Source organism: Gibbsiella quercinecans (assembly GCF_002291425.1).
In the GTDB taxonomy this organism is placed as follows: Bacteria; Pseudomonadota; Gammaproteobacteria; order Enterobacterales; family Enterobacteriaceae; genus Gibbsiella; species Gibbsiella quercinecans.
Map to the genome: position 1 here is coordinate 3,743,552 of NZ_CP014136.1, position 14,616 is coordinate 3,758,167.

At 57.1% G+C, this 14,616-nt stretch carries 14 protein-coding genes; 9 read left to right on the top strand and 5 right to left on the bottom strand.

Annotation, left to right across the window (positions count from 1 at the left end):
- Positions 1-71 precede the first annotated feature (71 nt).
- The 6 genes from dnaE (at position 72) to ACN28Q_RS17270 (ending at position 8,919) form a co-directional block, all read left to right on the top strand.
- Positions 72-3,560 (top strand): DNA polymerase III subunit alpha, encoded by a 3,489-nt coding sequence (gene dnaE / locus ACN28Q_RS17245; protein ID WP_095847465.1) that lies wholly within the window; start codon positions 72-74, stop codon positions 3,558-3,560.
- Positions 3,561-3,572: 12 nt separating this feature from the next.
- Positions 3,573-4,532, top strand: coding sequence for an acetyl-CoA carboxylase carboxyl transferase subunit alpha (accA, locus tag ACN28Q_RS17250; RefSeq protein ID WP_095847466.1), 960 nt, complete (start codon positions 3,573-3,575; stop codon positions 4,530-4,532).
- A gap of 158 nt (positions 4,533-4,690) precedes the next feature.
- Positions 4,691-6,847, top strand: a complete 2,157-nt coding sequence (locus ACN28Q_RS17255) for a lysine decarboxylase LdcC (protein ID WP_095847467.1) — start codon at positions 4,691-4,693, stop codon at positions 6,845-6,847.
- A gap of 28 nt (positions 6,848-6,875) precedes the next feature.
- Positions 6,876-7,268 (top strand): VOC family protein, encoded by a 393-nt coding sequence (locus tag ACN28Q_RS17260; RefSeq protein WP_095847468.1) that lies wholly within the window; start codon positions 6,876-6,878, stop codon positions 7,266-7,268.
- A gap of 11 nt (positions 7,269-7,279) precedes the next feature.
- On the top strand, positions 7,280-8,605 hold the full coding sequence (gene tilS, locus ACN28Q_RS17265; protein WP_095847469.1) for a tRNA lysidine(34) synthetase TilS: 1,326 nt from the start codon (positions 7,280-7,282) through the stop codon (positions 8,603-8,605).
- A complete protein-coding gene (locus ACN28Q_RS17270) occupies positions 8,602-8,919 on the top strand; it encodes a c-type cytochrome (RefSeq protein WP_183096690.1) in 318 nt (105 codons plus the stop codon). The genes tilS and ACN28Q_RS17270 overlap by 4 nt, the downstream gene beginning before the upstream one ends.
- A 64-nt stretch (positions 8,920-8,983) precedes the next feature.
- Here the strand turns inward: ACN28Q_RS17270 and rof are convergent, their stop codons facing one another.
- Both rof and ACN28Q_RS17280 read right to left on the bottom strand, forming a co-directional pair.
- A complete protein-coding gene (gene rof, locus ACN28Q_RS17275; protein WP_095847471.1) occupies positions 8,984-9,247 on the bottom strand; it encodes a Rho-binding antiterminator in 264 nt (87 codons plus the stop codon).
- Positions 9,234-9,434, bottom strand: a complete 201-nt coding sequence (locus ACN28Q_RS17280) for a YaeP family protein (RefSeq protein ID WP_095849075.1) — start codon at positions 9,432-9,434, stop codon at positions 9,234-9,236. The genes rof and ACN28Q_RS17280 overlap by 14 nt, the downstream gene beginning before the upstream one ends.
- 251 nt (positions 9,435-9,685) lie before the next feature.
- Here ACN28Q_RS17280 and ACN28Q_RS17285 point away from each other — a divergent pair, with 251 nt between their 5' ends.
- The 3 genes from ACN28Q_RS17285 to nlpE are packed head-to-tail and all read left to right on the top strand — an operon-like array spanning position 9,686 to position 11,376.
- On the top strand, positions 9,686-10,234 hold the full coding sequence (locus tag ACN28Q_RS17285; protein ID WP_095847472.1) for a YaeQ family protein: 549 nt from the start codon (positions 9,686-9,688) through the stop codon (positions 10,232-10,234).
- A gap of 3 nt (positions 10,235-10,237) precedes the next feature.
- On the top strand, positions 10,238-10,651 hold the full coding sequence (gene arfB / locus ACN28Q_RS17290) for an alternative ribosome rescue aminoacyl-tRNA hydrolase ArfB (RefSeq protein WP_095847473.1): 414 nt from the start codon (positions 10,238-10,240) through the stop codon (positions 10,649-10,651).
- 38 nt (positions 10,652-10,689) lie between these two features.
- Entirely contained in the window at positions 10,690-11,376 is a 687-nt protein-coding gene (gene nlpE, locus ACN28Q_RS17295; RefSeq protein ID WP_095847474.1) for an envelope stress response activation lipoprotein NlpE, read from the top strand.
- A 78-nt stretch (positions 11,377-11,454) separates the two neighbouring features.
- Here the strand turns inward: nlpE and proS are convergent, their stop codons facing one another.
- The 3 genes from proS to rcsF all read right to left on the bottom strand — a co-directional run bounded on the left by proS (position 11,455) and on the right by rcsF (position 14,411).
- A complete protein-coding gene (gene proS / locus ACN28Q_RS17300) occupies positions 11,455-13,173 on the bottom strand; it encodes a proline--tRNA ligase (RefSeq protein ID WP_095847475.1) in 1,719 nt (572 codons plus the stop codon).
- Between the two features lie 120 nt (positions 13,174-13,293).
- Entirely contained in the window at positions 13,294-14,001 is a 708-nt protein-coding gene (tsaA, locus tag ACN28Q_RS17305; RefSeq protein WP_095847476.1) for a tRNA (N6-threonylcarbamoyladenosine(37)-N6)-methyltransferase TrmO, read from the bottom strand.
- The gene (gene rcsF / locus ACN28Q_RS17310; protein ID WP_095847477.1) at positions 13,998-14,411 is read right to left on the bottom strand and encodes an envelope stress sensor lipoprotein RcsF; all 414 of its coding nucleotides are present in this window, start codon (positions 14,409-14,411) and stop codon (positions 13,998-14,000) included. Before rcsF ends, tsaA begins: the two co-directional genes overlap by 4 nt.
- Between the last annotated feature and the right edge of the window lie 205 nt (positions 14,412-14,616).

The window sequence follows — 14,616 nt, forward strand, 5'->3', positions numbered from 1 at the left end:
CCCCTACACCTGGGCCCCGCGCTGCGGCATAATACGCAGGTTATTCACTCATTCGTTTCTGGTATCTGGATATGGCCGAACCCCGTTTTATTCATCTGCGTGTTCATAGCGACTATTCCATGATCGATGGGCTGGCTAAAGTCGGGCCATTGGTGAAACGAGCCGCCGCGTTAGCCATGCCTGCTCTGGCCATTACCGATTTCACCAACCTGTGCGGCCTGGTCAAGTTTTATGGCAGCGCGCATGGTGCCGGGATCAAACCGATTATCGGCGCCGATTTCCATGTGCAAAGCGAAGCCCTGGGCGATGAGTTGGCGCAACTGACGGTGTTGGCGGCCAATAATGAAGGTTATCAGAACCTGACGCTGTTGATTTCGCGCGCCTATCAGCGCGGTTACGGCGGCGAAGGCCCGACTATCGATCGCGATTGGTTGATTGAACACCGCAACGGCCTGATCCTGCTGTCTGGCGGCCGGATGGGGGACGTGGGCAAGTTTATCCTGCGCGGCAATCAGGCGGTGGTTGATCAATGCCTGGCGTTTTATCAGGAATATTTCCCGGACAGCTACTATTTGGAGCTGATTCGTACCGGCCGGCAGGATGAAGAAAACTACCTGCACGCCGTGGTGTCGCTGGCAGCCGAGCGCGGCCTGCCGGTGGTGGCGACCAACGATGTGCGCTTCCTGGTGGCCGACGATTTTGACGCCCACGAAATCCGCGTGGCGATCCATGACGGTTTTACCCTCGACGATCCAAAACGCCCGCGTAACTATAGCGCACAGCAATATATGCGCAGCGAAGATGAAATGTGCGAGCTGTTTGCCGACATTCCGGAAGCGCTGCTAAACAGTGTTGAGATCGCCAAGCGCTGCAACGTGACCATTCGTCTGGGCGAGTACTTCCTGCCGCAGTTCCCAACCGGTGAGATGACCACCGAAGATTTCCTGGTTGCCAAGGCCAAACAGGGCCTGGAAGAACGCCTGGAATTCCTGTTCCCGGAGCCGGAAGAACGCGCCAAGCGCCGGCCGGAATACGATGAGCGGTTGGAGATCGAACTGCAGGTTATCAACCAGATGGGCTTCCCCGGCTACTTCCTGATCGTGATGGAGTTTATCCAGTGGTCCAAGGACAATGACGTGCCGGTTGGGCCGGGGCGCGGCTCCGGCGCGGGCTCATTGGTGGCTTACTCGCTGAAAATCACCGATCTTGATCCGCTGGAATTCGATCTGCTGTTCGAACGTTTCCTGAACCCGGAACGTGTCTCGATGCCTGACTTCGACGTCGATTTCTGCATGGAAAAACGCGATCGGGTCATTGACCACGTAGCGGACATGTACGGCCGCGATGCGGTTTCGCAAATCATCACCTTCGGTACCATGGCGGCGAAAGCGGTTATCCGCGACGTCGGCCGCGTATTGGGGCACCCGTATGGTTTTGTCGATCGTATTTCCAAGCTGGTGCCGCCCGATCCGGGCATGACGCTGGAAAAAGCCTTTGCCGCCGAACCGCAACTGCCGGAAATCTACGAAGCGGACGAAGAGGTCAAGGCGCTGATCGACATGGCGCGCAAGCTGGAAGGGGTGACGCGTAACGCCGGTAAGCACGCCGGTGGGGTGGTGATCGCACCCACCAAAATCACCGATTTTGCGCCGCTGTATTGCGATGCCGAAGGGAACCATCCGGTTACCCAGTTTGATAAAAACGACGTTGAGTATGCCGGCCTGGTGAAGTTCGACTTCCTGGGCCTGCGCACGCTGACCATCATCGACTGGGCGCTGGAGATGATCAACGCCCGGCGGGCCAAGGCCGGGCAAGAGCCGATAGACATTGCCGCCATCCCGCTTGAGGACAAGAAAAGCTTCGACATGTTGCAGCGTTCGGAAACCACGGCGGTATTCCAGCTTGAATCGCGCGGCATGAAAGATTTGATCAAGCGCCTGAAGCCCGACTGCTTCGAAGATATGATCGCGCTGGTGGCCCTGTTCCGCCCAGGGCCTTTGCAGTCCGGCATGGTGGATAACTTTATCGACCGTAAGCACGGGCGCGAAGAATTATCTTACCCGGATATTCAGTGGCAGCATGAATCGCTGAAGCCGGTACTGGAACCGACCTACGGCATCATCCTGTATCAGGAACAGGTCATGCAGATAGCCCAGGTTCTGGCGGGCTATACGCTGGGCGGCGCAGATATGTTGCGCCGCGCCATGGGTAAGAAAAAACCGGAAGAGATGGCGAAACAGCGCTCGGTGTTTGAAGCCGGCGCCAAGAGCCAGGGCATCGACGGCGAGCTGTCGATGAAAATCTTCGATTTGGTGGAAAAGTTTGCCGGCTACGGCTTTAACAAATCCCACTCCGCGGCCTATGCACTGGTTTCCTATCAGACGCTGTGGCTGAAGGCGCACTATCCGGCCGAGTTTATGGCCGCGGTAATGACCGCCGATATGGACAACACCGATAAGGTGGTTGGCCTGGTGGATGAGTGCTGGCGTATGGGGCTGAAAATCCTGCCGCCGGACATCAACAGCGGCCTGTATCATTTCCACGTTAACGATGACGGGGAAATCGTCTACGGCATTGGCGCCATTAAAGGCGTTGGCGAAGGCCCGATTGAAGCTATTATCGAAGCGCGTAACAGTGGCGAACAGGGGTATTTCAAAGACCTGTTCGATCTGTGCGCCCGCGTTGATATTAAAAAGCTCAATCGCCGGGTGCTGGAAAAACTGATCATGTCCGGGGCGTTTGATCGGCTGGGGCCGCACCGCGCCGCGCTGATGAATGCGCTGGGCGATGCGCTGAAAGCGGCCGATCAGCACGCCAAGGCCGAAGCGATCGGCCAGGTGGATATGTTTGGCGTGCTGGCGGATGCGCCGGAGCAGGTGGAACAATCCTACGCCAGCGTAGCACCGTGGCCGGAGCAGGTGGTGCTGGACGGCGAGCGTGAGACCCTGGGGCTGTATTTGACCGGCCACCCGATCACGCAGTACCTGAAGGAAATCGAACGTTACGCCGGCGGCCAGCGCCTGAAAGATATGCACCCAACCGAGCGCGGAAAAATGATCACCGCCGCCGGGCTGGTGGTTGCCGCCAGGGTGATGATCACCAAGCGTGGCAACCGCATTGGGATTTGTACGCTGGATGACCGTTCCGGGCGCCTGGAGGTGATGTTATTCACCGAGGCATTGGAAAAATACCAGCATTTGTTGGAAAAAGACCGTATCCTGATCGCCAGTGGACAGGTCAGCTTTGATGACTTTAGCGGTGGGCTTAAAATGATGGCCCGCGAGCTAATGGATATCAGTGAAGCCCGTGAAAAATACGCTCGCGGGCTTGCTATCTCGCTGACGGACAGGCAAATTGATGACCAGCTTTTGACCCGTCTCCGTCAGTCGTTGGAACCCCATCGCTCGGGGACGATTCCAGTGCATCTCTACTATCAACGGGAAGATGCGCGCGCAAGGCTGCGTTTTGGGGCCGCATGGCGTGTAACGCCCACTGACCGCTTGTTGATAGATTTGCGGACTTTGGTAGGTAATGAGCAGGTGGACCTGGAATTTGACTAAAATAGGAATGCTATGAGTCTGAATTTTCTTGATTTTGAACAGCCGATTGCAGAGCTGGAAGCGAAAATTGATTCGCTGACTGCAGTCAGTCGTCAAGACGAAAAATTGGATATTAATCTGGACGAAGAGGTTCTGCGTCTGCGCGAAAAAAGCGTTGAACTGACGCGCAAGATTTTTTCTGATCTTGGTGCCTGGCAGGTTGCCCAATTGGCACGCCACCCGCGCCGTCCTTATACCCTGGATTATATCAAACACATCTTTACCGACTTCGAACAGCTGGCGGGCGATCGCGCCTATGCCGATGACAAAGCGATCGTTGGCGGTATTGCGCGGCTGGATGGTCGCCCGGTGATGATCATTGGTCATCAGAAAGGGCGTGAAACCAAAGAGAAAATCCGTCGCAACTTCGGCATGCCGGCACCGGAAGGCTACCGTAAGGCCCTGCGCCTGATGGAAATGGCTTCCCGTTTCAATATGCCGATCATCACCTTCATTGATACGCCGGGGGCTTACCCGGGTGTGGGCGCGGAAGAACGCGGCCAGTCAGAGGCTATCGCCCGCAACCTGCGCGAAATGTCCCGGCTGAACGTTCCGGTGATTTGCACCGTTATCGGCGAAGGCGGTTCCGGCGGCGCGCTGGCGATCGGCGTTGGCGATAAAGTGAACATGTTGCAATACAGCACTTACTCGGTGATCTCGCCGGAGGGCTGCGCCTCGATCCTGTGGAAAAGCGCCGATAAAGCACCGTTGGCCGCGGAAGCCATGGGCATCACCGCGCCGCGCCTGAAAGAGCTGAAGCTGATTGACTCGGTGATCCCGGAACCGCTGGGCGGCGCGCATCGCGACGTGCCGGCGATGTCGGCAGCGTTGAAAGCCCAGCTGCTGGCCGATCTGACCGATCTTGACGGGTTGAACACCGAAGAGTTGCTCAACCGCCGCTATCAGCGCCTGATGAGCTACGGTTACTGCTGATCCTGGCGTTTCTCCAGGCCGCAGTTGTGAAAAATGCCAGTCAGTTAAGCTGACTGGCATTTTTTTATCCGCAGCGCGCTGGCTGCCCTGGCGCCCGGGGTACACAACGGCGGTAAATCATGTTGTTATAAAGACCGTTAACTGACAGGAGTCGCACGATGAACATCATCGCCATCATGAGCCCAATGGGCGTGTACTACAAAGATGAACCCATCCGCGAACTTCACCAGGCGCTGGCCGCCATGGGGTTTCAGTTGGTATACCCGAAGAGCAGCAGCGATCTGCTCAAGCTTATTGAACACAATGCGCGTATCTGCGGCGTGGTGTTTGACTGGGATGAATACAGCCTGGAGCTATGCAGCGAAATTAACGAACTGAACGAATACCTGCCGCTGTATGCGTTCATTAATACCCACTCCACCTTCGACGTCAGCCTGCATGAAATGCGTATGGTGCTGTATTTCTTCGAGTACGATCTGCACGCAGCGGGCGATATCGCGCAACGTATTCGCCAGTACACCGACGAATATGTGGATACCATCACGCCGCCGCTGACCAAGGCGTTGTTCAACTATGTGAAGGAGGGGAAGTATACCTTCTGCACGCCGGGGCATATGGCCGGCACCGCGTTTCAGAAAAGCCCGGTGGGCAGCCTGTTTTATGATTTTTTCGGCGCCAACACCATGAAGGCGGACGTTTCTATCTCTGTCACCGAGCTGGGCTCGTTGCTGGATCACACCGGCCCGCATCTTGAGGCGGAAGAGTATATCGCCCGCACCTTCAATGCCGAGCAAAGCTATATGGTGACCAACGGCACTTCGACGGCCAATAAGATTGTCGGCATGTATTCGGCGCCGGCGGGCAGCACGGTATTAATCGATCGTAACTGCCACAAGTCCCTGTGCCATTTAATGATGATGACCGATATCGTGCCGATTTACCTGCGCCCGTTGCGTAATGCCTATGGCATTCTCGGGGGGATCCCGCAGCGTGAATTCACGCGCGACAGCATAGCCAAGCGGGTGGCGGAAACCGCCGGCGCCAGTTGGCCGGTGCACGCGGTGATCACCAACTCCACCTATGACGGCCTGCTGTACAACACCGATTACATCAAACACACGCTGGATGTGCCTTCGATCCACTTTGACTCCGCCTGGGTGCCCTATACCAATTTTCACCCGATGTATGATGGCAAAAGCGGTATGAGCGGCGAGCGCGTTCCCGGCAAAGTGATCTATGAAACCCAATCAACGCATAAGCTGCTGGCGGCATTCTCACAGGCATCGATGATTCATATCAAAGGTGAATATGATGAAGATACCTTCAATGAAGCCTATATGATGCATACCACCACCTCGCCGCATTACGGCATTGTGGCGTCCATGGAGACCGCCGCGGCGATGCTGCGTGGCAACCCTGGCCGGCGCATGATTTATCGCTCGCTGGAGCGCGCGCTGCACTTCCGGCATGAGATACAGCGCCTGCGTGAAGAAAGCGACAGCTGGTTTTTTGATATTTGGCAGCCGGATGAGATCGGTGAAGCGCAATGCTGGCCGTTGAACCCGGATGATAACTGGCACGGCTTTGGGCAGACGGATCGCGATCATATGTATCTTGATCCGATCAAGGTGACCATTCTCACGCCGGGCATGAGTGAAGAGGGCGGGCTGGCGGATGACGGCATCCCCGCCGCGTTGGTGGCGAAATACCTTGATGAGCGCGGGATCGTGGTTGAGAAAACCGGGCCGTACAACCTGCTGTTCCTGTTCAGCATTGGCATTGATAAAACCAAGTCGATGAGTTTGCTGCGTGGCCTGACCGACTTCAAACGTTCTTATGATCTCAATCTGCGGGTGAGGAACATGCTGCCGGATCTGTATGCGGAAGATCCGGATTTCTACCGCACGATGCGTATTCAGGATCTGGCGGCCGGGATCCATAATTTGATCCGCCAGCACGATCTGCCGCGCCTGATGCAACGCGCCTTCGATGTGCTGCCGGAAATGAAAATGACCCCGCACCAAATGTTCCAGCAGCAGGTGCGCGGCAATGTCGAAACCTGCGAGATCGGCCAGTTGATCGGCAAGGTGGCGGCGAATATGATCCTGCCTTATCCGCCGGGCGTTCCACTGGTGATGCCGGGGGAAATGATCACTGAAGAGAGCCGGGCGGTGCTTGATTTCCTGCTGATGCTGTGTTCCATCGGGGAACACTATCCCGGCTTTGAAACCGATATCCACGGCACCAGGCTGACGGAAGACGGGCGCTACCTGGTCAAGGTGCTGAAAGCGCCGCAGCCTGAAGTGGAACAATAGCGGTAGTTATCCTGAAAGAGGGTGTTCAATGTTGGCATTACGCAAGCTCCATCACATCGCGGTTATTGCTTCTGACTACGCGGCCAGCAAGCATTTTTATTGCGACATTCTTGGCTTCACGCTGCAGGCGGAGGTTTACCGCGCCGAGCGTGATTCGTGGAAAGCCGATTTGGCGCTCAATGGCGAGTATACCCTGGAACTGTTTTCCTTCCCTTCGCCGCCGGCGCGCGTGAGCCGCCCCGAGGCCTGTGGCCTGCGCCATTTGGCCTTCAGCGTCGCCGATATCGAACTGGCGGTGGCGGACCTGCAGCAGGCGGGCGTTGCCTGCGAACCGGTGCGTGTGGATCCTTACACCCAGGCCCGTTTCACTTTCTTTAGCGATCCGGACGGGCTGCCGCTGGAGCTGTATGAACAACGGTGATAAACCCCACGATGGATAGCGAACGTTTAGCCGAACAGGTTGCTCAACGGTTGGCCGGGCACAGCAAGCTGCTGATGGCGTTCAGCGGCGGGCTGGATTCCAGCGTGCTGCTGCACCTGCTGGCGCAACTGCGCCGGCAGCGCCCTGAACTGCAGGTGCGCGCGGTGCACGTGCACCATGGGCTGAGCCGTTTTGCCGACCAGTGGGTAGCGCATTGCCGGCAGCAGTGCCTGGAATGGCAGGTGCCGCTGCAAGTGCAGCATGTGCAGGTTGACAGCCAGCACGGCGGTATCGAAGCCGCCGCCCGTAATGCGCGCTACGCCGCGCTGGCAGAGGCGCTGGCCGGCGGCGAAACGCTGCTGACCGCGCAGCATCTTGATGACCAGTGTGAAACCTTTTTGCTGGCGCTAAAGCGTGGCAGCGGCCCGGCCGGGCTTTCCGCCATGGCGGCGCAAAGCCAACTGAGTGGGAAGCCGTTGCTGCGCCCGCTGCTGGATTTTTCCCGCGTGCAGTTGGAAGCCTATGCCCGGCAGCACTCACTGTGCTGGATTGAGGATGACAGCAATCAGGATGCGCGTTTCGATCGCAATTTCCTGCGCCTGCAGGTGTTGCCGTTGTTGCAGCAGCGATGGCCGCACTTTGCCGCAGCCAGCGCCCGCAGCGCCAGCCTGTGCGCCGAGCAGGAGCAATTGCTGGATGAACTGCTGGCGGAAGAGCTACACGCATTGCTGGCAAATGACGGTTCGCTGGCCATCGCGGGGCTGGTGGCCTGCTCACCCGTGCGCCGCTTTGCCCTGCTGCGCCGCTGGATAGCCCGCTTTGGCGTGACCATGCCGGCGCGGGAGCAACTTCAGCGGCTGTGGGATGAAGTGGCGATGGCCCGGCCGGATGCCGTGCCACAGTTGCAACTGGGCCAGTATCAAATACGCCGCTATCGCCAGCACTTGTATCTGCTGCCGCAAATGGCCGATCTGCATGCGCTGTGCCTGCCGTGGCAGCCGCGGTTGCCGCTGCCGGATGGCCTGGGCACGCTGGTCAGTGGGGAAGGGGATATCCTGCTGCGTGCGCCGCAGCCAGGGGAGCAGGTGAGCGTGCGTTTTAGCGCAGCGGGCAAGCACCGTATTATCGGGCGAGCGCATTCCCGGCCGATCAAAAAGCTGTGGCAGGAGCTGGGCGTTCCGCCCTGGCTGCGTGAGCGTACGCCGCTGATCTATTATGATGCCCGGCTGATCGCCGCGCTTGGCGTCTTCGTGACTGAAGCCGGGGGCGTGCCGCCAGATGAGCAGCCGTGGCGTTTGCGCTGGGATAAAGAAGAAGAAAATACCAAGGAGCAATGATGAAATGGGTGAGCGCCATGTTGTTGGCCGTTGGCTTTCTGAGCCTGCCGGCGATGGCGGCGGGGGATGCCGCCGTGGGCAAGACGAAAGCGGCAAGCTGTATGGCCTGCCACGGTATGCAGGGAAAGGCCAGCGTGCCGATGTACCCGAACCTTGCCGGCCAGAATGCCCTGTATCTGGGGGCAGCGCTGCAGGCGTATAAGAAAGGGGAGCGTTCCGGCGGGCAGGCCGAAGTGATGCGGGCCTATGTTTCCGGCCTGTCTGATGATGACATTGCCGATCTGGCTGCCTACTATGCCAGCCTGAAACCCTGAGCCGCCGCCGAAACAAAGCAGGGCAGCCAATGGCTGCCCTGCGTGGTTGTAGTGCCAGCGCTGTTCAGTCGGACAAACTCACGACGACGGTGCCGATTTCCGGGTGGCTAAAGCTGTGGATATAATCCAGGCGCAGATCGCGTTGCTCGCCATTGAGTTCAATGGTCAGGTATTCAACACGTTTTTTTTGCAGCAAATCAAGGGCCTTGGCCTCGATCTCTTCGCCGTCGCGTAACGCCAGCTTCAGTACAAGTTTATGCTGACAGGCGAGTTCCAGGTTGTCGTAGTCATCACAATTGATGGGTTGATACTCATCATTCATCAACATAGTCGCTCACCAATAAGTTAGCGGCGGCAAAAGCCGCCTGTTCCCTAACGGAGGACGGAAGTGCCTCATTTGCGGCAACATCGTCCAATGCCTTCAATACACATGTTAGTGCATCGGGCACGTAACCGAGATCTCCACTGCCTATCCCAGCGTAAAAACGGCGTACTAACTCACAGTATTGTTGCACAGTTTCCTCCCACAAGAGCCTCTGCATCATCGGGAAGCATTATCGTGATGAAGCGCAGGATCTTGGCGCTACCAACCTGACTTAGACGACTATAGCACAGCTATACTCGTCATACTTCAAGTTGCAGGTGCGTTGACTTGGTTACTCGGCCCATCCCTGGGCCTCGCCCCTTCGGGGCCGTTGCGCCGAGCTTTCACTGCGCCGGCGAGGGAAATCAAGTACACTATCGCCTGATAATTACGAGGTTTCTCATGGCGCTAAAAGCAACTATTTACAAAGCCACGGTCAATATCGCGGATATGGATCGCCATTTTTACTATGACGCCGCGCTTACGCTGGCGCAGCATCCTTCAGAAACCGAGCAGCGTATGATGCTGCGCCTGTTGGCCTGGATCTGCCATGCCAATGAGCGCCTGGTGTTCACCAAGGGGTTGAGCACTGCCGATGAGCCGGAAATCTGGCAGCGTAACGATCATAACGGCCTGGAGTTATGGGTTGAGCTGGGGCTGCCGGATGAAAAACGCCTGCGAAAAGCCTGTAATCAATCGGCGCAGGTGGTGTTATATGCCTATGGCGAGCGCGCCGGCCAGGTGTGGTGGCAGGGCATGCAGGCAAAAGCGGCCAATCACAAAAATTTGCATATACGTTTTCTGGACGACGCCCAGCTAGCCCGGCTTGCCGCATTGGCAAACCGTAATATGGTGCTGCAAGCCACGCTGCAAGAAGGGATGATCTGGCTGTCCGATGCTCAGAATAGTCTGGAAATTCAATTTGCCGAATGGCAACGGCCGCAGGTGTAATGGGTGTTGGTTTTATCAAAAAACGTGGTTATACCGGATTCGGAGATAGTCCTTACGGCAATTCGCGCCCAGGGAGCCGGTGGGCAGCATGTGAATAAAACCTCAACGGCTATCCATTTGCGCTTTGACATCCGGGCCTCTAGCCTGCCAGAGTATTACAAACAAAGGCTATTGGCGCTGAAGCACCATTTGGTGACGGACGAAGGCGTGGTCATTATCAAGGCGCAGGAATACCGCAGCCAGGAGCTCAACCGCGAGGCGGCACTAGCGCGTCTGGCGGCGCTGATCGCTCAGGCGCTGGTAGTCGAAAAAACACGTAAAGCGACCAAGCCCAGCAAAGGGGCGAAATTACGCCGGTTAGAAGGCAAAGTTCGCAAAGGCGCAACCAAAGCACTGCGCGGCAAGATCCGCACCTGATGGAGTATGGGATACGGCAACACAGTAGGAGAAAAACTGTGAAGAATATATCAGTTGCCCTGTTTTTAGCAGCGGGCGCACTTTCATTACTGGGATGTAATAACCACTTTCAACCTAAAGAGCAGCCGCTCCAGCCGATGCAGCAAAGCTATCAGGGGGTATTGCCCTGCGCCGACTGTAGCGGTTTGGATACGTTACTGTATCTGGATACCGACGGTACCTTTGTGCTGCAGGAAACCTATCGCGAGACGAAAGATGGCGATCAAACCTTTGCCGAGTACGGCAAATGGGAACGCACCGCAGATAAACTGGTGCTAACCGGCAGCAACGGGGATAAGCGCTATTTCCGCCCGCTGGGTAAAAACCTGGAAATGCTTGATCAAAGCGGTGTGCCTATTCGCTCGCCGTTGAACTACCAGTTGGCGCCGGTTGAAAAGAAACTGCCGAGCACCCCGATGGCGCTGAAAGGCAGCTACACCTACATGGCCGATGCGGCGATCTTTAAAGACTGTGTCACCGGTAAAACTTTTCCTATCAATAACAACGTCAGCCTGGAACAGGGATATGCCAGGGCCCGCAAGGCCGCAGGCGAACCGGTGTTTTTGATGCTTGATGGCCATTTTAGCACTCAGCCATCAACAGAAGACGGGCAGATGCACAAGGCGCTGGTGCCGGATGGCAATGCGGTGTTCGATAACGCTAAGCACTGCGACAGCGCATCGTAACGATAAAAAACAACCCGCCGCGGCGGGTTGTTGTTGTCAGCGTTAACCCACCGCCAGAGGGCAGTGGGTTTTTACCGATTAACGTGCAATCTGCCCCAGCAGGAAATCAATGATCTCGCCGGTTTTGATCATCTGTTTTTCACCAATGCGGCGGTTCTTGTATTCGATCTCGTCGCTGTCAAGGTTACGGTCGCCAATCACGATAGAGTGCGGCACGCCGATCAACTCCATATCCGCGAACATCACACCTGGGCGCTCTTTACGATCGTCAAGGATCACGTCGATGCCGTGGGCACGCAGTTCAGCGTACAGTTTTTCCGCCAGTTCCTGCACGCGGAAGGACTTGTGCATGTTCATTGGCAGAATCGCCACCTGGAAAGGCGCGATAGCGTCTGGCCAGATAATGCCGCGATCGTCGTGGTTTTGCTCAATCGCCGCTGCGACCACGCGGGTCACGCCGATGCCGTAGCAGCCCATGGTCAGGATCTGGTTGCGGCCGTCTTCGCCTTGTACCGTTGCCTTCAGGGCTTCCGAATACTTGGTGCCCAACTGGAAAATGTGGCCAACTTCAATCCCGCGTTTGATCAGCAAGGTGCCTTTGCCGTCTGGGCTGGCGTCGCCTTCGACCACGTTGCGAATATCGGCAACCTGCGGCAGCGGCAAATCGCGCTCCCAGTTAATACCGAAGTAATGCTTGCCGTCGATATTGGCGCCGGCGCCGAAATCGCTCATTGCCGCTACGCTGCGGTCAATCACTACCGGCAGCGGCATGTTGATTGGGCCCAGGGAGCCAGGGCCGGCACCTACAATGGCGCGGATTTCTTCTTCGCTGGCGAAGGTGAGCGGTGCAGCCACCTGCGGCAGTTTTTCCGCCTTCACTTCGTTCAGTTCGTGATCGCCACGTACCAGCAGTGCAACTAACTGGTGGCCGCTGTTTTCTTTGGCGCGAACCAGCAGGGTTTTCACCGTTTTTTCGATCGGCAATTTAAACTGTTCAACCAACTCGGCGATGGTTTTGGCGTTCGGCGTATCAACCTGGCGCAATGCTTCTGTGGCTGCCGCGCGCGGTTCTGCCGGGGCGACCGCTTCAGCCAACTCGATATTGGCTGCGTAATCGGAGCCGGTGGAGAACACGATATCGTCTTCACCGCTATCCGCCAGCACCTGGAATTCATGCGAAGCGCTGCCGCCGATCGAACCGGTATCTGCCTGCACCGGGCGGAAATCCAGGCCGATGCGGCTGAAGATCTTGCTGTAAGCGGCATACATGGCGTCGTAGGTTGCCTGCAGCGATTCCTGTGAGGTGTGGAACGAGTAAGCATCCTTCATCAGGAACTCGCGCGAGCGCATTACGCCGAAGCGTGGGCGGACTTCGTCACGGAACTTGGTCTGGATCTGGAAAAAGTTTAGCGGCAGCTGTTTGTATGAGCTGATTTCGTTACGGATCAGATCGGTAATGACTTCTTCATGCGTTGGGCCCAGCACAAACGGGCGTTCGCCGCGATCGACAAAGCGCAGCAGTTCCGGGCCGTACTGTTCCCAGCGCCCACTTTCTTGCCACAAATCCGCGGGCTGCACTACCGGCATCGAGATTTCGATCGCATTGGCGTTATTCATTTCTTCGCGAACGATGTTTTCAACTTTCTTCAGAACGCGCAGGCCGGTGGGCAACCAGGTATAAAGACCGGAGGCCAGCTTGCGAATCATCCCGGCGCGGAGCATCAGTTGGTGGCTGATCACTTCGGCATCGGCAGGTGTCTCCTTCAAGGTGGAGAGCAGGTATTGGCTAGTACGCATGGTGTTTTGGTTCCGTTAGAACAGCAAGTAGCATCGGGCTGTCAGCATGGCAGCCGAAAAAAATAAAAGTGGTTTAGTTTACCAGCGTGAGCCGGCCGCCAAAAGAGAGCGGAAGGAATTTTAACGGGCCTCCAGGGCCAGCACTTCAGTTTGCCGATCAACCACCCGCCAACGCACGTTGAAATCCAGCAGCCAGACGGCATATTCTCGCTCGGCCGTTTCGTTTTTCCGGTAGGCCGGGCGCGGATCCTGCGCCAACACCTGGGTGATAAAACGGCGCAGCTGTGGATAGCGCCGTTGGTGCAGTTGCAGGTGCTGCTCCGCCTGGGGCGAAAAATAAACCGGCATATCGCCGGCCGGCGCTTCCTTGGCAAAGCCCGCGCGGGCCTGGGGCTGGCTTTCGGCGAACGGCAGATAGGGCTTGATATCGATCACCGGCGTGCCGTCAACCAGATCGAGGCTGCCGAGCTCCAACACCACATTTCCCCCTTGGGCACGGATGCCTTTCAATTCCACCAGGGACATGCCGAGCGGGTTTGGCCGGAAGGTGGAGCGGGTGGCGAACACGCCCATGCGGGCATTGCCGCCCAGGCGCGGTGGCCGAACCGTTGGCCGCCAGCCGCCTTCCATCGTTTGATGGAAAACAAACATCAGCCACAGGTGGCTGAAATCGTCCAGGCCACGCACCGCTTCTGCCTGATTGTACGGCGGTAACAGCACCAGCTCACCGCCGCCATCCTCCACCAGCCCTGGCTGGCGGGGAACGGCAAATTTCTCTTTATACGGTGAGCGAATGGTGCCTATCTGGTTGAAATGAAACGCTGTCATTTGGAGGAAACGTTCAGCGCCGACCCTTGGCAAACGGCCTGTTGGTAACAACCTGCCACACCGCTGATGATTTGGCAGTCGTGCAGCAACACGGCATTGGCTTTCATGTAGGAAGCGCGGATCTGCATGCGTTTGCGCGCCGTTGCCAGGTTCGGCGGCGAATCTTGCGCGGTCGTCTGGCATGATTCACCGGAAACCTCGCCCAGATCGCGGAAGGGCTTGCCAACTAATTCTTCTGCATTCTTATAAAGCTTTACCGGTGCCGGGCGTGGTGCCGATGCCGTTTTAGCCGGGGCACTGCTGCTGGTAGCAGCGGGTTTGCTGGTCTTGTTTGCTGGGGTAGAGCCCCCGGGCAGCATGGAGCAACCGCTCAACGTAAGCGCGAACAAACAGAGAGGTAAAACACGCATAGAAATTCCTCTGCCTTTTTATATAAAGTGGCGCTATTGAAGCAAGCTATGGTGGAAATAACAAGACGGGCCTAAGCCCGCCTTACAATAAAACGCCTATACTCGTCATACTTCAAGTTGCAGGTGTGTTGGCTTTCCTCACTCACCCCAGTCACTTACTGGAGTAAGCTCCTGGGGACTCGCTGCGTCGCCGCCTTCCTGCAAC